Origin of the sequence: Haloarcula argentinensis DSM 12282, assembly GCA_000336895.1 — an archaeon.
GTDB lineage: Archaea > Halobacteriota > Halobacteria > Halobacteriales > Haloarculaceae > Haloarcula > Haloarcula argentinensis.
The window spans coordinates 107,817-125,488 of sequence record AOLX01000023.1 but is presented as its reverse complement, the minus strand read 5'-3'; the positions used below and the strand labels follow the sequence as shown (position 1 = coordinate 125,488).

The 17,672-nt window shown below is 63.2% G+C and carries 18 protein-coding genes; 10 read left to right on the top strand and 8 right to left on the bottom strand.

All coding sequences use genetic code 11. The features are described 5' to 3' along the window. Positions 1-165: 165 nt before the first annotated feature. Positions 166-2,142, top strand: a complete 1,977-nt coding sequence (locus tag C443_RS13700) for a DUF460 domain-containing protein (protein WP_005537093.1) — start codon at positions 166-168, stop codon at positions 2,140-2,142. 117 nt (positions 2,143-2,259) lie between these two features. Beyond that, the gene (locus tag C443_RS13695; protein ID WP_005537092.1) at positions 2,260-3,306 is read left to right on the top strand and encodes a sensor histidine kinase; all 1,047 of its coding nucleotides are present in this window, start codon (positions 2,260-2,262) and stop codon (positions 3,304-3,306) included. An 11-nt stretch (positions 3,307-3,317) separates the two neighbouring features. Here the strand turns inward: C443_RS13695 and C443_RS13690 are convergent, their stop codons facing one another. The 7 genes from C443_RS13690 to C443_RS13660 all read right to left on the bottom strand — a co-directional run bounded on the left by C443_RS13690 (position 3,318) and on the right by C443_RS13660 (position 8,998). Beyond that, complete coding sequence (locus tag C443_RS13690; protein ID WP_004590621.1) at positions 3,318-3,563, bottom strand: DUF7470 family protein; 246 nt, start codon at positions 3,561-3,563, stop codon at positions 3,318-3,320. Between the two features lie 38 nt (positions 3,564-3,601). Then, positions 3,602-4,012 (bottom strand): SCP2 sterol-binding domain-containing protein, encoded by a 411-nt coding sequence (locus C443_RS13685; protein WP_005537091.1) that lies wholly within the window; start codon positions 4,010-4,012, stop codon positions 3,602-3,604. Between the two features lie 117 nt (positions 4,013-4,129). Continuing rightward, positions 4,130-4,852 (bottom strand): ABC transporter ATP-binding protein, encoded by a 723-nt coding sequence (locus C443_RS13680; RefSeq protein WP_005537090.1) that lies wholly within the window; start codon positions 4,850-4,852, stop codon positions 4,130-4,132. Next, the gene (locus C443_RS13675) at positions 4,849-5,661 is read right to left on the bottom strand and encodes an ABC transporter ATP-binding protein (RefSeq protein ID WP_005537089.1); all 813 of its coding nucleotides are present in this window, start codon (positions 5,659-5,661) and stop codon (positions 4,849-4,851) included. Before C443_RS13675 ends, C443_RS13680 begins: the two co-directional genes overlap by 4 nt. Further along, a complete protein-coding gene (locus C443_RS13670; protein ID WP_005537088.1) occupies positions 5,654-6,763 on the bottom strand; it encodes a branched-chain amino acid ABC transporter permease in 1,110 nt (369 codons plus the stop codon). Before C443_RS13670 ends, C443_RS13675 begins: the two co-directional genes overlap by 8 nt. Next, positions 6,760-7,677 (bottom strand): branched-chain amino acid ABC transporter permease, encoded by a 918-nt coding sequence (locus C443_RS13665; RefSeq protein WP_005537086.1) that lies wholly within the window; start codon positions 7,675-7,677, stop codon positions 6,760-6,762. The genes C443_RS13670 and C443_RS13665 overlap by 4 nt, the downstream gene beginning before the upstream one ends. A gap of 31 nt (positions 7,678-7,708) precedes the next feature. Next, the gene (locus tag C443_RS13660) at positions 7,709-8,998 is read right to left on the bottom strand and encodes an ABC transporter substrate-binding protein (RefSeq protein ID WP_005537085.1); all 1,290 of its coding nucleotides are present in this window, start codon (positions 8,996-8,998) and stop codon (positions 7,709-7,711) included. A gap of 140 nt (positions 8,999-9,138) precedes the next feature. Between C443_RS13660 and C443_RS13655 the strand changes: the two genes are divergently transcribed. Both C443_RS13655 and C443_RS13650 read left to right on the top strand, forming a co-directional pair. After that, positions 9,139-10,110, top strand: coding sequence for a proline racemase family protein (locus C443_RS13655; protein WP_005537083.1), 972 nt, complete (start codon positions 9,139-9,141; stop codon positions 10,108-10,110). 71 nt (positions 10,111-10,181) lie between these two features. After that, positions 10,182-11,018: a proline dehydrogenase family protein gene (locus tag C443_RS13650; RefSeq protein ID WP_005537082.1), complete on the top strand. Its 837-nt coding sequence runs from the start codon at positions 10,182-10,184 to the stop codon at positions 11,016-11,018. Position 11,019: 1 nt separating this feature from the next. On the opposite strand, the gene C443_RS13645 is transcribed toward C443_RS13650, so the two are convergent. Beyond that, positions 11,020-11,736, bottom strand: coding sequence for a helix-turn-helix domain-containing protein (locus tag C443_RS13645; RefSeq protein WP_005537081.1), 717 nt, complete (start codon positions 11,734-11,736; stop codon positions 11,020-11,022). A gap of 189 nt (positions 11,737-11,925) precedes the next feature. Between C443_RS13645 and C443_RS13640 the strand changes: the two genes are divergently transcribed. The 6 genes from C443_RS13640 (at position 11,926) to C443_RS21925 (ending at position 17,645) form a co-directional block, all read left to right on the top strand. After that, positions 11,926-13,449: an aldehyde dehydrogenase family protein gene (locus C443_RS13640; protein ID WP_005537080.1), complete on the top strand. Its 1,524-nt coding sequence runs from the start codon at positions 11,926-11,928 to the stop codon at positions 13,447-13,449. After that, positions 13,442-13,570 (top strand): hypothetical protein, encoded by a 129-nt coding sequence (locus C443_RS22165; RefSeq protein ID WP_311241319.1) that lies wholly within the window; start codon positions 13,442-13,444, stop codon positions 13,568-13,570. Before C443_RS13640 ends, C443_RS22165 begins: the two co-directional genes overlap by 8 nt. A 122-nt stretch (positions 13,571-13,692) precedes the next feature. Further along, entirely contained in the window at positions 13,693-13,980 is a 288-nt protein-coding gene (gene eif1A / locus C443_RS13630) for a translation initiation factor eIF-1A (protein WP_004516096.1), read from the top strand. A gap of 41 nt (positions 13,981-14,021) precedes the next feature. After that, on the top strand, positions 14,022-14,957 hold the full coding sequence (gene rio1, locus C443_RS13625; protein WP_005537079.1) for a serine/threonine-protein kinase Rio1: 936 nt from the start codon (positions 14,022-14,024) through the stop codon (positions 14,955-14,957). 275 nt (positions 14,958-15,232) lie between these two features. Next, positions 15,233-16,282 carry an ATP-binding protein gene (locus C443_RS13620; protein ID WP_005537078.1) on the top strand — a complete coding sequence of 350 codons (1,050 nt, stop codon included), beginning with the start codon at positions 15,233-15,235 and terminating at the stop codon, positions 16,280-16,282. A gap of 229 nt (positions 16,283-16,511) precedes the next feature. Next, on the top strand, positions 16,512-17,645 hold the full coding sequence (locus tag C443_RS21925) for a hypothetical protein (RefSeq protein WP_005537077.1): 1,134 nt from the start codon (positions 16,512-16,514) through the stop codon (positions 17,643-17,645). Positions 17,646-17,672: the final 27 nt, after the last annotated feature.

Genomic DNA, 17,672 nt, shown 5'->3' with positions numbered 1-17,672 from the left:
GCCGACCAGCCTCCGGGATGCGGCTATCGGGGTGTCGCTGTGCGATCATGTCTTTCGATTGACCCGCCCAGCTAAGAGACGTTGCGGTTGGCTATCGGAAACCGGACCGGAAATCGGGTTCGAGCCCGGAACGGATTTATAATTGACCGTCGCCTACCATGGTTCGTGAACCGCACGGCAGCGCTCGACGCAGTCGTCTTTGGTGTCGACATCCAGAGCGGCGACGTGCGCGGTGACGCACCGTCGTACGCACTGGTGGTTTTCGACGGGGAATCAGTCGAGCGAGACGTGGTCTCGCGGCGGAAGCTCCGCCGGCGCATTGAGGACGAGGAGCCGGCCATCGTCGCGACGGACAACATGTACGAACTCGCCGAGGACAAGGACGCCCTGATCCACGTCCTCGGCTCGCTCCCCGACGAGACGAAACTGGTGCAGGTGACCGGTGACGAGCAGCCTGAACCGCTCTCCCGGGTCGCCAAGCGTCACGGCGTCCCCTACGGCAAGGACCCGATGGAGGAGGCCGAAGCCGCGGCCAGGCTGGCCGCCGCCAACGTCGGGCAGGAGGTGTCCGCCTTCACCGACACGACGGGGGTGAAGGTCTCGCGGGGCCGCTCGACCGGAAAAGGCGGGTGGTCAGAGGACCGCTACACCCGGCGCATCCACGGCGCGGTCCGCAAGCGGGCGCGTGAGATCGAGTCCGAACTCGACGCTGCCGGACTGGAGTACGAACGGGACGTGACAGAGAAGTACGGCGGATTCTCCAATGCCGTGTTTCAGGTCTCGGCCCGACCACAGGACATCCCGGTATCGAGATCCCGGTCGGGCGACACGCGCGTCGAGATTGAGCGCCAGCGGCGGGACGGCATCGAGTTCAAGCCACTGGCAAAGCGGCGCGACCACGTCGTCGTCGGCGTCGACCCCGGAACGACGACGGCCGTCGCCATCGTCTCCCTCGACGGCACTGTGCTGGACGTGTACTCCTCGCGGACCGACGACGCCGCCGCGACGACAGAGTGGATCATCGAGCGCGGGCGACCGGTCATCGTCGCCGCTGACGTGACGCCGATGCCCGAAACCGTCGAGAAACTCCGACGCTCCTTTAGCGCCGCGGGCTGGGAGCCCGACACCGACCTCCCGGTCGACGAAAAGAAACACCGGACCCGGGAGGAGGTCTACGACAACGACCACGAGCGGGACGCGATGGCCGCCGCCCTCTACGCCTTCGACCGCCACGCCGACCAGTTCGAACGCGTCGCGGGCAAGGTCCCGCCACAGTACGACGTGGGGCCGGTCATCGACCGCGTCGTCGCTGGCGAGGAGAGCGTCGAGACGGTGCTGCGTGATCTCGAAGACGACGACAGCGAAGACGAGGACACCACGGCGCACGAACCACGGGAACTCACTGACGACGAGAAGGAGATCAAGCGGCTGAACGCCCGCATCGAACGGCTCGAATCACACGTCGACGACCTCAAAGAGACGATCAAGCGCAAAGACGACCAGATCTCGGAGAAGGACAAGCAACTGGAGAAGGCCCGAAGTGAGGGCCGGCGTGAGGTCAGAAAGGACCGCGAGGTGACGCGGCTTCAGCGGCGTAACGAGGCCCTCGAACGGAAAGTCGAGGACGAACAGGAGAAACGCGAGGCGCTGGCTGACAAGCTCGAACGGCTGAAAGCGCTGTGGAAGCTCGATCACTCGAACTTCGCCGATGTCTCGGAGAAGCAGGAGGGACTGACCCCAGTCAAAGTGGTCGAACAGTTCACCAAAGACGCCATCGCCGACGCCGACGAACGGTTCGGCCTTGTGGAGGACGACATCGTCATGTTCCGGGACGCCTCGGGCGCGGGCCGGTCGACGGCCCAGCAACTGGCGGATATCGACCCGAAAATCGTCCTCCGGAACGGGAACCTCTCTGACATCGCCGATCAGGTGCTGTTCGACAACGACATTCCCGTCGCGCCAGCGGAGATGGTCACCGTACAGGAGGTCGACGAACTGGCCGTCACCCGCGAAGGCGAAATCGAGGCGGCAATCGAGGACTGGGAAGAGCGCGCCGCCGACCGCCGGAAGGAGCAGAACGCGGAGATGGTCGACCAGATCATCAGCGAACACCGGGCTGACCGGCCAACGAGCGAGAACTAGGCGCTGTGTTGGCGGCCGGTGAACAGTCGCTAGTCGGCCCCGCCAGCGGTGCGGGACTGCTCCGACAGCGAGCCAGCCGTACTGCGTAGTTATGTCCTTCGGGTGCGTCTGTCTCGCATGGAAGACCAGTGTCGTGTTCTGGCGGCCGCGGTCGAGACTCTCGACGATGTCTTCTACGTCTACGACGCAGACGGCAAACTTGCGTACTGGAACACTCGGCTGAACGAGCTGTTCGACCTGACGGATAGCGAACTGTCGGGCACAGAGCCGACCGAGTTCTTTGTCGCGGATGACCGGGAAGCCGTTGAAGTAGCTCTCGAGGAGGTGTTCGAGTCGGGTCAAACGACCGTTGAAGCGCGGGCCGAGACGACGGAGGGGGTGGTGACGTTCGAACTCAGCGGCCGGCTCCTCACGGCGGACGACGGCACAGTTCAGGGGTTCAGCGGTGTCGGCCGGGATATTACAGACCGGCGGGAACGGGAGTGGCACCTCCAGCGACAGAACGAGCGGCTCACAGAGTTCGCTGACCTGCTGGCACACGACCTCCGGACGCCGCTTGCCGTCACTAGTGGCCACCTCGAACTCGCTGCCGAGGAGCTGTCGGTCGAGCGTATCAACGCCGCCAGAGATGGTTTAGGGCGGTTAGAATCGATTATCGAGGATCTGCGGACCGCGACCAGAGACGGGGCGCTGGCAGCCGACGAGCAGGCCGTCGATATCGCTGACGTGGCAACGACGGCGTGGACCCACGTCGAGACCGACAGCGCAGTGCTGGAACCGCCGCCACCGATACTGATTGAAGCTGACCCAAAGCGATTGCTCCGACTGTTCGAGAACGTTTTCGCTAACGCCGTCACACACGGGCCTGAGCGCAATGAACGCGCAGCCGATGAGAAAGATAGAAGCGACGCCACCGAAATAACGGTTCGCATCGTACCGACACCCGACGGCTTCGCGATCGAGGATGACGGCCGGGGAATCGCTCCCGACGAACGGGAGCGGGTGTTCGAACCGGGCGCGTCACGGGCGGCTGACGGGACCGGCTTCGGTCTCTATATCGTCAGGACAATCGCCGAAGCCCACGGCTGGACAGTGCGTGTCACAACAGGAGAACACGGCGGTGCACGGTTCGAATTCGATATCGATGCGGACACCGCCTGTTAGTCGTTTCCGCTTCAGGGCATCCCGTCGCCGCCCATACCGCCACCGCCCATGCCGCCGCCACCCATACCGCCCATGCCACCACCAAGTCCGAACGCGCCGAGCAGGCTCGTGACGAGGCCGTAGACGACCAGTCCGAGGCCCCCAACGACGAGAGCGATGCCGACGGCGACAATGGGTGCCTTCCACGCGACCAGACCGATGCCGGCGAGCAACACGACGATACCGCCGATACCAACCGCACCGAGTTTATCCAACATACCCGTGTTGGTCCGGCGGGCGGACAAAAGCCCGTCGGTCAGTACTCGAACTCGGTGTCGACGTTCTGTGCCGCCGCGACCATTTCGGCGATAGTGTCCTGCCGGCGAAGCAGCCGCATCGTGTCGCCCTCGACGTCAAAGGTTCCGTCCATCGCGGCGGCGGAGATGTCGAGGTCGCCCTGCAGCATCGTGACCCACTCGCTGTAGGGGCCACGGAACGCGAAGTCGTACTCGGGGTCTGCGACCGTTCCGGCGGCAGTACAGACACCGTCCTTGATCACAACGACGAACTGTATCGGTTCACCGGTGTAGGCGTCGTCGGCACGGATCTCGAAACAGAATACAGCGGTGAAGTCGTCGGCGCTGTCAGCGAACGCGGCCCGCTCGTTGATCCGGTCGCGCCACGCGGCGGCCCAGTCATCGGCGTCGGTCGGCAGCGTCACAGTCATTGGCAGGCGGTATGCAAGGGGGGCTTTTCTGTGTTGCCTTGTCCTTTCGAGTGCAACACCCGGGAAGTCGTCGTTGTGGCTCCGCGGCGAACGCGAGGAAAACTGTCGAACGAGGTCTCAGCGGCGTGATTCGCCGCCGAGGTACAGCCGAGACACCTCGGGGTCGTCGAGCAGCGAGTCGGCCTCGCCCTCGAACTTGACCGTCCCCTGGTCAAGGACGAACCCGCGGTCGGAGATGCCCAGTCCCTCACGGGCATTCTGCTCGACCATCAGGATCGACGTGCCGAGTTCGTTGACTGTCTCTACGTCGTCGAACACTTCCTTGGCCGTGTTGGGAGCCAGCCCGGCACTTGGCTCGTCGATAAGCAACACGTCGGGCTCCATCACGAGCGCGCGGGCGAAGGCCAGCACCTGCCGCTGGCCGCCCGAGAGCGTCTTGGCGTTCGCGGTACGCTTGTCGTCGAGGATCGGGAACCGGTCGTACAGTTCGGCCACGACCTCGTCGAGGCCGCCGTCACGAGCGACTCCGCCCATCCGGAGGTTCTCGTCGATGGTCAGCGAGCCGAACACGTTCTCCGTCTGTGGGACGTAGCCGACGCCGATACGGACGATGTCCTCGGGGGCCATCCCGCCGATTTCGCGGTCGCCGAGACGTACCGAGCCGGTCCAAGGCTCCAGCATGCCGAACACCGTCTTGAGAACGGTGGACTTGCCGGCCCCGTTCGGGCCGACGAGACAGGCGATTTCCCCCTCGCCAAGGGTCAGCGAGAGGTCATCGAGCACCTGTACTTCGCCGTAGCCGCTGTCGACGCTGTCGACAGTGAGGATGGGGTCGGTCATTCCGACGGCCCTCCCAGATAGGCGTCGATGACGCGCTCGTCGCTCCGGACCGCCTCGGGCGGCCCCTCGACGAGGACACTCCCCTGATTGAGGACGATAATGGGGTCGGCCAGCCGCATGATGAAGTTCATGTCGTGTTCGATGATGAGGAAGGTGATCCCCTCCTCGTTGAGTTCCTCGATGAACCCGGCGAGTTTGTCGGCTAGCACGGGGTTGACACCGGCGACAGGCTCGTCGAGGAGCAGCAGATCGGGTTCGGCCATCATTCCGCGGGCCAGTTCGACCAGTTTCATCTGTCCGCCCGAAAGATCCGTCGCAGGCTGGGTGGCCAGATCACCGATCTCGAACCGTTCGAGCATCTGCTGGGCCTGTTCCAGCGAGCGCCGTTCCTCCTGTTCGACGGTACTTGGCGATGTGAACAACGGGATTATCGATTCTCCGGTCTGGTTGTGTGGCCCCACAAGCAGCGCCTCCCGGACGGTCATCCCCTCCGGTTTGCGCGGCGTCTGGAACGTCCGGATCATCCCCTGATCGGCGATCTCGTGGGGCTTCTGGCCGGTCACGTTGACGCCGTTGACTGAGACAGAGCCCGCATCGGGCTCGTAGAAGCCCGAGACGAGGTTGAACAGCGTCGATTTGCCGGCTCCGTTCGGGCCGATGAGGCCCGTAATCGTGCCGCGTTCGACCTCGATGGACGCGTCGTCCGTCGCCACGAGGCCGCCGAAGCGTTTCTCCAGTCCCTCAGCCCGAAGTACCGGGTCGGTCTTCCCGAGAACGGGGCCGTCGGAGACGAGCGACTGCTCACTCATCGCGACCGCCCCCCAGCGAGTCGGGCCAGATAAGTTCGCGCTCCGGCGGGAGAATCCCCTCCGGGCGGAGCCTGACGATGAAGATGATAAGTAGGCCGACCAGCATGAGTCGAAGCGGTGCGGCACCGATGGGTAGCGCGCCGGTGTCGGTCATGAACCGGGTTCCCTGCTGGATGGCGACGATGGTGAACCCGCCCAGCATCGCGCCGCGGTCGCTGCCAGTGCCGCCGAGGATGACGGCGACCCAGACGTAGAACGTCGTGATCGGCTGGAGGTCCTGCGGGCTGACGAACAGCACGAGGTGTGAGTAGAACACGCCCGCGAGCGCCATGATGAGGCTCCCGATGACGAACGCCTGCATCTTGAACGCGAACGTGTTTTTGCCAAGCGTCTCCGCGAGGTCCTCGTCGGTCCGGATCGTCCGCAGGACGCGGCCCCACGGCGACTGGTGAATCCGCCGGAGGAACAGATAGACGGCCGCGACGATGACCGTGACGAGGACGACGTTCAGGAAGCTGGTGACGACCGATTGGCTCATGTTGAACACCGGCGTCCCGCCCGCGTAGAAGACGTACGGGTAGGTCAGGTCGCCGAGCACGGGCCAGTCGGAGAAAAACAGCGGGATGCCGGTCAAGCCGGCGCTGCCCGCCGTCCACTGCGATTCGTTGAGGATGAAGATACGGACGACCTCTGCAAGACCCAGCGACGCGATTGCGAGGTAGTCGTCGCGGAGCTTCAGCGTCGGGTAGCCGATGATGACCGCGAGCACCGCAGCGAGGGCGAGACCGCCGAACAGTGCGATGACGGGACTGACGCCGCCGGAGATCGGCGAGCCGGACGCCGTCAGCAACGCGGTCCCGTACGCGCCGAGGCCGAAGAACGCCGCGACGCTGAAGTTGATCATGCCACCGTACCCCCACTGGACGTTCAGCCCCATCGAGAGGAGCATGTACATCGCCGACAGCCCGACGAGATACAGCAGGTACGCCGGGGCGAGGAAGCCGGTGACGACCGCAATGAGCAGGAGTGCGCCAAGCGCGCCGAGCAGTCCCACGACGCCCTTTTCGCGGGGCGAGTACGCACCGACATCGAGCGTGCTCATGTCATATCACCTGCGATGCCGCGGGGCCTGACAAGCAGGACCGCGACCATGATGACGAACGCGACAGCCGGCGCGTAGGCGTTGCTGATCGGAAGGCCGACATCACTGAGCAGCGGCGTCAGTTCGTGGAGCATCCCGATGAGTAGGCCACCGAGCATCGCCCCGTACACCGAGCCGATGCCGCCGAGGATGACCGCGGCGAACACGACCAGCAGAATGTTGAAGCCGATGCGCGGGTCGAGCTGGCTGTACAGCGCGAGGAAGACGCCGCCAGCGGCGGCCAGCGCACTTCCGACGACCCACATGACGAGAATGACGCGGTCGGTTCGGATACCGCTCACGCGTGCGAGGTCGGGGTTGTCAGCCGTCGCGCGCATCTTCCGACCAAGCGTCGTCCGCTGGAGCAGGAGATGCAGGCCGGCGACGAGGACCGCCGCGCTGACGATGATCGCCACGTCCCGCTGTGTCACTGCGACATCGAGCGTGTCCAGCAGCAGCGGAATCGGACCGCTGCGGCGGATGTCGTACTGTAGAAAGTCCGTCCCGAAGGACGCCTGTAGCACCGCGCGGTAGACGAACGCCACACCGATGCTCGTGATGAGCAGCCCGATCGAGTCCGTATCGAGGGGCTTGTACACGAGAATATGAGTGAGGACGGCGACGATCGCTGCGAGCGCCATCCCGACCGCAAGGGCCAGAAAGAACCCGATCGGGAGACCGAGAACAGTGCCGCCGAGACCGCCGAACACGCCGAACGCGACGAACGCTCCGTAGGCACCAAGCGTCATCGTATCGCCGTGTGCGAAGTTCGCGAAGTCGGCGATGCTGTAGACCAGCGAGAGCCCGATACTCCCGAGGATAATGATACTACTGAAAACGAGCCCGTTTGCCAGGTACTGTAATATCTGCGCCATTGGTAAAAATGGGGAAAGGGTTGTGGCTGCGTTAGCCCTCGATGAAGCCGGCGGGTTCGTACGCGTGGTCTACGACTTCGAACACCTGCAGCAACCCAACGGGGTCACCGTTCTCGTCGAGGTCGATGGGGCCGCTCACGCCGGTGTAGTCCACGTCCGACGGCGAGCCACCGTTTGCCAGAATTTCGTGCGCTTCCTCGTAGGTAGTCGCTTCCTCACCCTCGGGACGGGTCACGTCCCGGACGACTTCCATGAGCGCCGAGCCGGTGAATTCGTCGGCGGCTTCGATAGCGAGCGCGCTGACGACCACAGCGTCGTAGGCGTAGGCCGACCACGACGTGGGTTCCTCGCCGAAGCGCTCTTCGAACTCCGAGACGAACGCCTGGTAGTTCTCGGCGTCCTGCGGGACGCTCGGAACCACGGCCTTCATTCCGTCGAGACTGCCCTCGGGAGCTGATTCGAGGACTTTCGGGCCCTTGACGCTGTCACCACCGTACCAAGCGGCTTGATCGGTGACGCCGAGATCGAACGCTTCCTGAGACATCGTCGCGAACTCCGGCTGGTAGGTGATGAACACCCACGCGTCAGCGTCGGTGTCTGACATCGAGGAGATGGTGCTGCTATAGGAGGATTGGCCCTGATCGTGGGGTTCGTTGTAGACGATCTCCCCGTCGTAGGCCTCGATGAAAGCCTCGCCGACGGACTGGCCGTAGTCGTTGTTGATCCAGGCCAGCGCGGCGGACTCGTTGCCGTCCTCGTTGAGGAGCGACGAAATTGCCTCCGCCTGTGCCTTGCCGGCCGGCGGCATCCGGAGCAGGTCCGGGAAGTTCGTCAGGTTCGGGCTGGTGCTGTTCTGACTGATCTGGACGACGTCCGTGTTCTGGACGACGCTTTCGTGGATAGCCGTGCTGACGCCGCTCCCGACAGTACCGATGAGCAGCGGAACCTCTTCCTGATTGACGAGTGTCTGGGCTGCACTGACTCCACCCTGGCTCGTACTCTGGTCGTCCTGCTGTGAGATCGCCAGTTCGCCGCCACTGACACCGACGGAGTTGATATCGTCAAGCGCGATTTCCTTGCCGCGCTGGTTCCGCTGACCGAACGCCGACAGTGACCCGGAGAGGCTGTCAACCATCCCGATGGTGTAGGTTTCGGACCCGGAGTCCGTCGAGGCATCCGTCGATTCGCCGTCACCACCGTCGCCCCCACCACCGTCTTCGGGAGCACCACCGGAACAGCCGGCGAGACCGACGAGTCCGGCACTCGCAGCGGCTTTGATTACGCTTCGCCTGTCAATCGAACGCGTGTCATGGTCGTTCATGGTATACTGATATCCTTTTTCGTAAGTCCCTGTATAACCCTGTCACCGTCCATGGTAGGCACCACGTTCTGGACAGCATACGAGAAGCCGTGAATTAATACTTCTGGAACGCGTTTGCCGTATAGAGTATCGCTACGGCTATGGAACGAACGGAGTTTACCACGGTAGACACGCACACGGGCGGGGAACCGACGCGCATCGTCCTCGACGGTATCGAAGCTGACACGCTCACCGGAGCGACCGTCCGGGAGAGACGCGACCGGTTCAAAGCCACGGCTGACGGCGTCCGGCAACTCCTCATGCAAGAGCCCCGTGGCCACGCGGATATGTTCGGAGCGGTCCCGGTGCCAACCGACCGGGCCGACCTCGGGGTGTTCTTCATGGACACTGATGGCTATCTGGATATGTGCGGCCACGGCCTCATCGGCGTCGTGACCGCACTCGTGGAACGGGGCGAACTTCCCGAGTCGCCCGAACTGACCGTCGAAACTCCCGCCGGACTGGTCGACGTAACAGTCGAGATAGCTGATGGCGTCGTCCGCCGCGTTGCGTTCGAAAACGTCGACAGTTACGTCTGTGAGACGGTTCCCGTCGAACAGGACGGCGTCCCGGTCGAGGTTCGTATCGTCTATGCCGGCAACTACTTTGCCGTCGTCGACGCTGACAGTCTCGGCGTCACGCTCGACAGCGAGGACGCCACGCAGTGTATCGAACCCGCACTGGACCTCCGGCGAGCAGTCAACGATGCCGCACCCGAGGACCCGGTCACCGGAGCGCGGGCGACCGTCTCTGCAGTCGAACTCACCGCCAGCGGCGACGGCGACCGGAGCTGTGTGGTGTTTGCCGACGGCTCCGTCGACCGCTCCCCCTGCGGAACAGGCACGTGTGCGCGGTTGACGCTCCATCACGTCGACGGCGACCTCGCCGTCGGCGAGCGTGTCGAAGTGACTGGCCCGGTCGGGTCAGCGTTCGAGGGGTACATCAGCGACACCAGCGTCGACAACGGTGTCACCGTGACCAGCCCGGTCGTTTCTGGCACAGCGCACATCACGGGGGAGCACACGTTTTACCGGACTGACGACGATACGCTCGGCAGTTTCACGCTCGCTTGATTTCAGACTTCGGAGAGTGATTTTTTTGGTAGGGGGTGCGTTTAGGCCCATATAGTGGCGTAGTTTCGATAATGATTCCGCCGATAGCGAACAACTTCGTCGCCGGGGAGACAGCGCCGGGAGCGCTCGACCACGTCGCTTCGCTCAACGACGACGATGTCAAGGGTATCCTAAATCTGCTTGGCGAACACTACGACGAGCGCCAGCCAGCCGACGAGGACGCAGACCAGTACATCGAGCTGATAAAGGAGATCGACAGAAGCGGTCTCGACTGCTGTATCTCAGTCAAGCCCTCACAGATCGGCCTCGACGTTGGCGACGACGTGTTCGTCGAGAATCTCGAACGCATCGTCGCGGCGGGTGACGACCACGATGTCTTCGTCTGGGTCGATATGGAGGACTACACTACGACCGACGTCACTCTCGACGCATACGAGCGGCTCGTCACGGAACACGAGGGCGGCGTCGGCGTCTGTACGCAGGCAAACCTCAAACGGACGCCCGAGGACCTCGAACGGCTCGCGCCCCTCCCCGGGAAAGTCAGACTTGTCAAGGGTGCCTACTCCGAGCCGAAAGAGGTCTCGTATAAAAAGAAAGAGCGTGTCAACGAAGCCTATCGGGACTGTCTCGAACTGATGTTCGAGGAGTTCGAAGGTGGCGTCGCCGTCGGCAGCCACGACCCCGCGATGATAGACCACGCGAAAGAGCTCCACGACGAGTACGGCACCGACTACGAGGTGCAGATGCTGATGGGGGTCCGCGACGACGAACAGCGCGACCTCGCCGCCGAGGGGGTCCCGATGTGGCAGTACATTCCCTACGGCGACAAGTGGTTCTCCTACTTCTATCGGCGCGTCCGCGAGCGCAAGGAGAACGCGCTGTTCGCCGTCCGGGCCGTCCTGAGTTGAACTACTGGTCCGGGTCGAGTAGTTTCGCTTCTGCTTTCCGAAGGTGTTCGAGCAGCGTCGTCTTCGAAACACCGAGTTTCGACGCGAGTTCGCGCGTCGAGATACCACGTGGCCACGCGTAGTAATCTTCCTGTCGGGCGAGTTCGAACGCCTCGCGCTGGCTATCCGAGAGCCGGTCCATTCGCCGGAGTTGCTTCGGATTGCCGCCGCCAGCGGATGTAATTCGTGTGACTTCGATATCGGCCGACTGCTCCTCGCGGATCTCGTCGAGGAGCGACTCGGCTTCGTCGCGGGAGTCCGGGAAAAACACCGGCCAGTGCTCGCGACCGTGCCGGACCCGAACCGGGTCGTTGTGGATGAACCCCCGCGAGAGCAGGCTGTCGCTGATGGTGTTGTCCGGGTCGTACTCGACGAACAATTCGCGGGTCGTGTTCCCCGGCGACGAGCCTGTGCCGGTCGCGCCGTGGCGCTCGCGCAGCTCCAGCACAGAGTCTGTCAGTGACGAGTCGCGAGTCGCATCGATGAGAGCCTCAACGTCGCTAATACTGTCGGCGTACGCGGTGAACAGGCCCTTCACGCTACCGTTCTGTGTGTTGTACACGCCGTGGGCCAGTAGCCCAGCCGCCGTCTTGTCGGTGACTTCGAGCGTCCAGCAGTCCGGATGCCAGATGCTCAGGGTAAGCTGGAGTCCCCCGTGTTGTGATTGTGCGTTACTCATACTGAGCGCCCTCCGTATGAAGGGATGCTAGGGATAGCCACGATGTGGATGCAAATAAAGGTGCGGTTCATAAGGGGAACACCGACCATGGGAGACAATGCCTGATTATGGATGGCATATCAGGTTATTGCCGTCCCCCTGACCATGGACGGTGGAACATATTGGTAGGGGACGCGTACAGTACCTATCATGAGTACAGACGACTCACGTCGACACTACATCGACGGTGAATGGACGACAGGCACCGGCGACGAAACGTTCACAAGTCAGAACCCGGCCACCGGCGAGGCCCTCGCCTCGTTCCACCGCGGAACAGAAGCCGATGTCGACCGCGCACTGGCCGCAGCAGAGGACGCCTACGACGAGTGGCGCTCGCTCTCGCACATCGACCGCGCGGAGTACCTCTGGGACATCTACCACGAGCTGCGTGACCGCCACGAGGAACTCGGCGAAATCGTCACCATGGAGTGTGGCAAGGAGATCAGCGAAGGGCTGGCCGACGTCACCGAGTCCTGGCACATGGTCGAGTGGGCCGCCGGCAACGCTCGCCACCCCCACGGCGACGTGGTACCGTCGGAAATCGCCAGCAAGGACGCCTATATGCGGCGCAAGCCGAAAGGCGTCGTCGGCTGTATCACCCCGTGGAACTTCCCGGTCGCCATCCCGTTCTGGCACCTCGCAGTGACGCTGGTCGAGGGCAACACGGTCGTCTGGAAGCCCGCCGAACAGACCCCGTGGTGTGCCCACATCATCGCCGAGATGTTCGAAGACTCTGGCATCCCGGACGGCGTGTTCAACCTCGTGCAGGGCTACGGCGACGCCGGCAACGCTATCGTCGAGGACGACCGCGTCGAGACGGTCCTCTTCACCGGGAGCGCCGAAGTCGGCCACAAGATCGCCTCCAAGGTCGGTGGCGAGCCCGGGAAGATCGCCGCCTGCGAGATGGGTGGGAAGAACGCTGTCATCGTCACGGAGGAAGCCGACCTCGACATCGCCGTTCACTCGGCAGTGATGTCTAGCTTCAAGACGACCGGCCAGCGCTGTGTCTCCTCGGAGCGCCTCATCGTCCACGAGGACCTCTACGACGAGTTCAAGAAACGGTTCGTCGATGTCGCCGAAGACATCGCCGTCGGCGACCCGCTGGAGGAAGACACCTTCATGGGGCCGCTCATCGAGGACGATCAGGTCGAGAAGTTCAAGCGCTACAACGACCTCGCCCGTGAGGAGGGGGCAAACGTACTCGTCGACCGCGCCGACCTCGGTGCCGAGGAGATCCCTGAGGGCCACGAAGAGGGCCACTGGGTCGGTCCGTTCGTCTACGAGATCGACTACGACGAGGACCTGCGTTGCATCAACGAGGAAGTGTTCGGTCCCCACGTCGCGCTGCTTGAGTACTCGGGTGACTTCGACGAGGCGCTGGAGATGCACAACAGCGTCGACTACGGCCTCGCCGGCGCTATCATCTCCGAGGACTACCGCCAGATCAACCAGTTCCGTGACGAGGCTGAAATCGGTCTCGCCTACGGGAACCTCCCGTGTATCGGCGCGGAGGTCCACCTGCCCTTCGGCGGCGTCAAGAAGTCCGGGAACGGCCTCCCGAGTGGCCGCGAGGTCATCGAGGCCGTCACCGAGCGCACCGCCTGGACGCTGAACAACTCCAAGGACATCGAGATGGCACAGGGTCTGTCAGCCGATATCATCACCGATGAGTAAGTCCGTCCAGTCCCAGTCGGTCGGCTCCGTCTGTCCGCGCTGTCGCGGCGAGACGACGACGGCGAAAGGCATCGAGACCTGCACCGACTGCTCGTGGGTCGGCTGCCTCGGCGCTGACTGACGCGGCGACCGCGTTTTTCCGTACGGCCCCAGCGTCTGTCCCACACCGTGACGGGGGCCACGGACCGGGTTCATGGTCCAACTTTTCCAAACCTTAAACCTCTCCCCGTCGAAGTACCGAATATGAGCGACAACGACAGCAGAAAGAACCTGCGGATGCCGGAAGAAGACGAGGTGTTCGCCGTCGTCATGGACATGCTTGGCGCGAACCGCGTCAAGGTACGCTGTATGGACGGCGTCGAGCGCACAGCCCGGATTCCGGGCAAGATGCAAAAGCGGATCTGGATACGCGAGGACGACGTGGTCCTCGTCGAACCATGGGACTGGCAGGACGAGAAAGCCGACATCACGTGGCGCTATGAGAAACAGGACGCCGACCAGCTACGCGAGGAGGGACACATCCAGGAGTAGCCTGATATGTATCTGGCCGCGGCGCAGACGGGGGCGCAAGCGTGACCGAGGGGCAGTTCGGCCTACTCGATACGGACGACGTCGACTCACCGGGTGACGAATGGGAAGAGGTCGACGTCTCCGACACGGAAGCTGACCGTATCGCCCGCAAGCGGGACCGCGAATTTAGCGAGTTCCGCAAGCGCATCAAAGACGCCGACCAGTTTAAGGTCGAGGCCAGCGTCTTCGACGATGCGACCTACGGCGCGCTGTACAAGCTCGTACAGGACGGTCACATCGACGCTTTCGGCGGGCCGATCTCGACCGGGAAAGAGGCCAACGTCTACACGGCGCTATCGGGCGAAACAGAGGTCGCCGTCAAGGTGTACCGCATCAACGCCTCCGATTTCAAGGACATGCGGAGCTATCTCGACGGCGACCCCCGCTTCGAGGGGATCGGCTCTGACAAAAAAAAGGTCGTCACCGCGTGGGTCCGCAAAGAGTCCTCGAACCTCAAGCGCGCCCGGCGGGCTGGCGTCCGGACGCCGGAACCCATTGCTGTCGAGCGGAACGTCCTCGTGATGGAGTATCTCGGGACCGAGGAGGGCCGTAGCAAGCGTCTCAGTGAGGTTCACATTGAGAACCCCGAGACGGCCTACGAGGTCGTCAAGGAGTACACCCGCCGGCTGTACGACGCCGGCCTCGTCCACGGGGACCTCTCTGAGTACAACATCGTCTTCCACGAGGGGCAATTATACATCATCGACCTCGGGCAGGCGGTCACAATCCACCATCCCAACGCCGACGACTTTCTGGAACGGGACTGCCGCAACGTCGCGAACTTCTTCGCCAGACAGGGCGTCGACGCCACGCCGGAGGACCTGCTCGCGTACGTCCGGGAGTACGCGACACCGAAGGACAAGGACGACACCGCGCCGGGCAGCGACGACGACGCCGTCCCGCAGGGGACGCCAGCCGACCGTCGTGAGGACGAGTAACCACTAGCTTTCTGTTCGCGTGATGAGTTTTGCGAGGAGGAGCCTTGTCGCTACGTAGACATGTGAATTGTAGCCATTCACACCCATGGCACTGAGTTCCGACAGACAAACCACATCACTCCGACGTTGTTACCCGCTTCCTCACAACTCGTTTTGATCGTGAAAACCACAGTGTGTAAGTTGTTAGATTGAATATATCTCAGCATGAGTGACCTGTCACAGTGTTTCTCGTGCCGTGTGGGCCGCCACTGGCCTGGCTCGAGTAGGTGTGGCTGATGGACACCGACCCAGCAGACAGCAGTTCGGACCAGCAGACAGCACACAGTGACAGCTCGGTGTCTGAGCGACTCATCGATGGGCTATCCTCGCATGCAGTGTTCATGCTCGACACAGATGGCATCATCACGACGTGGCCCGAGCCGGCAGCGTCGCTGTACAGCTACGACCGGGACGCGACGGTCGGCCACCACGTCGACATGCTGTTTGCCGACCCCGAGGAGATGGAGACGACCGTCGAATCACTGCTGACGGAGGCGGCGAACGGCCCCGTCGAGACACAGCACTGGCATCGGCGGGCTGATGAGTCAGTGTTCTGGGCGACCCTCTCGCTCTCGCCGCTCGGAGACGGGGACCCCGAAGGGTTCGTCGCAGTCAGCCAGGATACGACGGAGAAACACCAGTACGACAAGATGCTCGAACGCCAGAACGACCGGCTCAAGGAGTTCACCGATATCCTCGCCCACGACCTGAAGAGCCCGCTCAGCGTCATCTCTTCGCGGGTCGATCTGGCCCGCGAGACGGGTGACGAGGAACATCTCGATGCCCTCGAAGAAACGAGCGACAGGATGGCCCGTCTCGTCGAGGACCTGCTCCGCGTCGCGCGGCAGGGAAACGTCGTTACCGACCCGGAGACAACGAACGTACGGGCCGTTGTTGACACTGCCTGGGAAGGGAGCGGCGAAAGCACCGAGCGAGCCACACTCCACTACGCGGACATCGGCGCAGTGAGCGCAGACGCCGACCGCCTCATCGAGCTGTTCGAGAACCTCTTTCGGAACAGCATTCGGCACGGCGATGGGGCCGTTATCGTCCGCGTCGGTCCGCTTGACAACGGCTTCTACATCGAAGACGACGGCCCGGGGATCCCAGCGGAAATCAAGGACGATGTGTTCGACCACGGCTTCACCACTGCCGAGGACGGGAGTGGCTACGGACTCTCGATTGTCCGGACCATCGCGGGCGCACACGGCTGGGATATCCTCGTCACCGACAGCAACACGGGCGGGGCACGGTTCGAAGTCACCGGTGTCGAGTTTCTGGGCTGACAGCAGGGTCGGCAGCGCCCTGCTCGGTTACAGCGTCCATTTCTCGCCTCACCCATCGATTGCAGAGGGGAGTCCACGTCCGCGCGCTCCTCGTGGGTGAGTGTCCCATAGAAGCAGAAGAGCAATAACCGATGGGGCAGTGATGCCCAACGACGAGAGACCGCGACGGCTACACGACCTCCGCCATCCATCTATGGGACGCCCTCCAACCCCCACGACCGGACGGATAGTGCCGCTCGTTGCCCTGCTCGGGATAGCCGCCCTTGTTGCCGTCTCCGGAGTCGCCGCCGGCTTCAGCAACGCGGCACCCGATGAGACACACTCGGGGAGTACCACACACAGCCACGCCACCACAACCGAGGCAGCGACGCCACAGCCAGCGTGTTCGGTGCAAGACGAGCGCCCCCAGCCACCGGAGACGGACTCGGAGTACCACTACCTCGATGGGCTTGGAGCCACGTCGACAACCAACTGGACCACCGGCGAAACCCTGCGTATCGGGGCAAACGGGGACTGTTCGCTCGGCGTCCGTGCCAACGACACCGCGACACTGACCGCGACGACAGTCAACACCAGTCAGGGCACTGTGACCGGCGTCGTCGACGTGGGTCGTGGCGGAGCGTTTCGGGTCGTCGAGCGCCCTGACGGAAACACCACGGCTTCGGTATCCATCCGGAATGTCGGCCGGGAAAATAACGACCGCGTCGACATCGTTTCGACGAACGAGAGCGGCGCAGTGGTGACATCCGAGCGCGTCACAGCTCCTACCGGTCGGTTCTTCGTGGTCGAAATCCAGTGGTATCCAAACGAGACCGCACAGGTCGCGCTGTGGGATACTGACCGGCAGCGCCAGCAACGCGTGACCAGAACGGTCTCGACCAGCGTTCAGAATACCTCCTGGCAGGTCCAGCTCGACGGCCGGGCGTATCTCGACGAAATCGCAGTTGGGTCCCACAACACGGAGCCGGCCGACACCGGGGAGGCTGACAACGGAGAGACTGACACCGAAGACAGAGAGCAGTCAGCAGCAACGCCCGTCCAAACCACAGCCTCAGCGGCACAGAGCGATGAAACAGGGACACCGGAAACCTTCAGTTACAATGTCGGGCCCGAAGACGGAGAGTCCGAGGACACCCAGTCCGGCCTCTTTTTGGGTCCGCTCATAGCGATAGGTGGAGCGCTCATGTACCGGTATGCGTACGGCATCACAAAGTTCAACGAACAGCTGGACGCCATCGGGAGCACAACCCGCTCCGGCGAGGTCGAGCCCGCCGACTGGAACGTCATGCTCACGAGAGTGGTGGGTGCGGCGGGTAGTATATTCGGTCTTATCTGGTTCCTCACCGCGGTATTGGGTGGCTGATCGGCCACGCCTCGCCGTGTAGTCTGC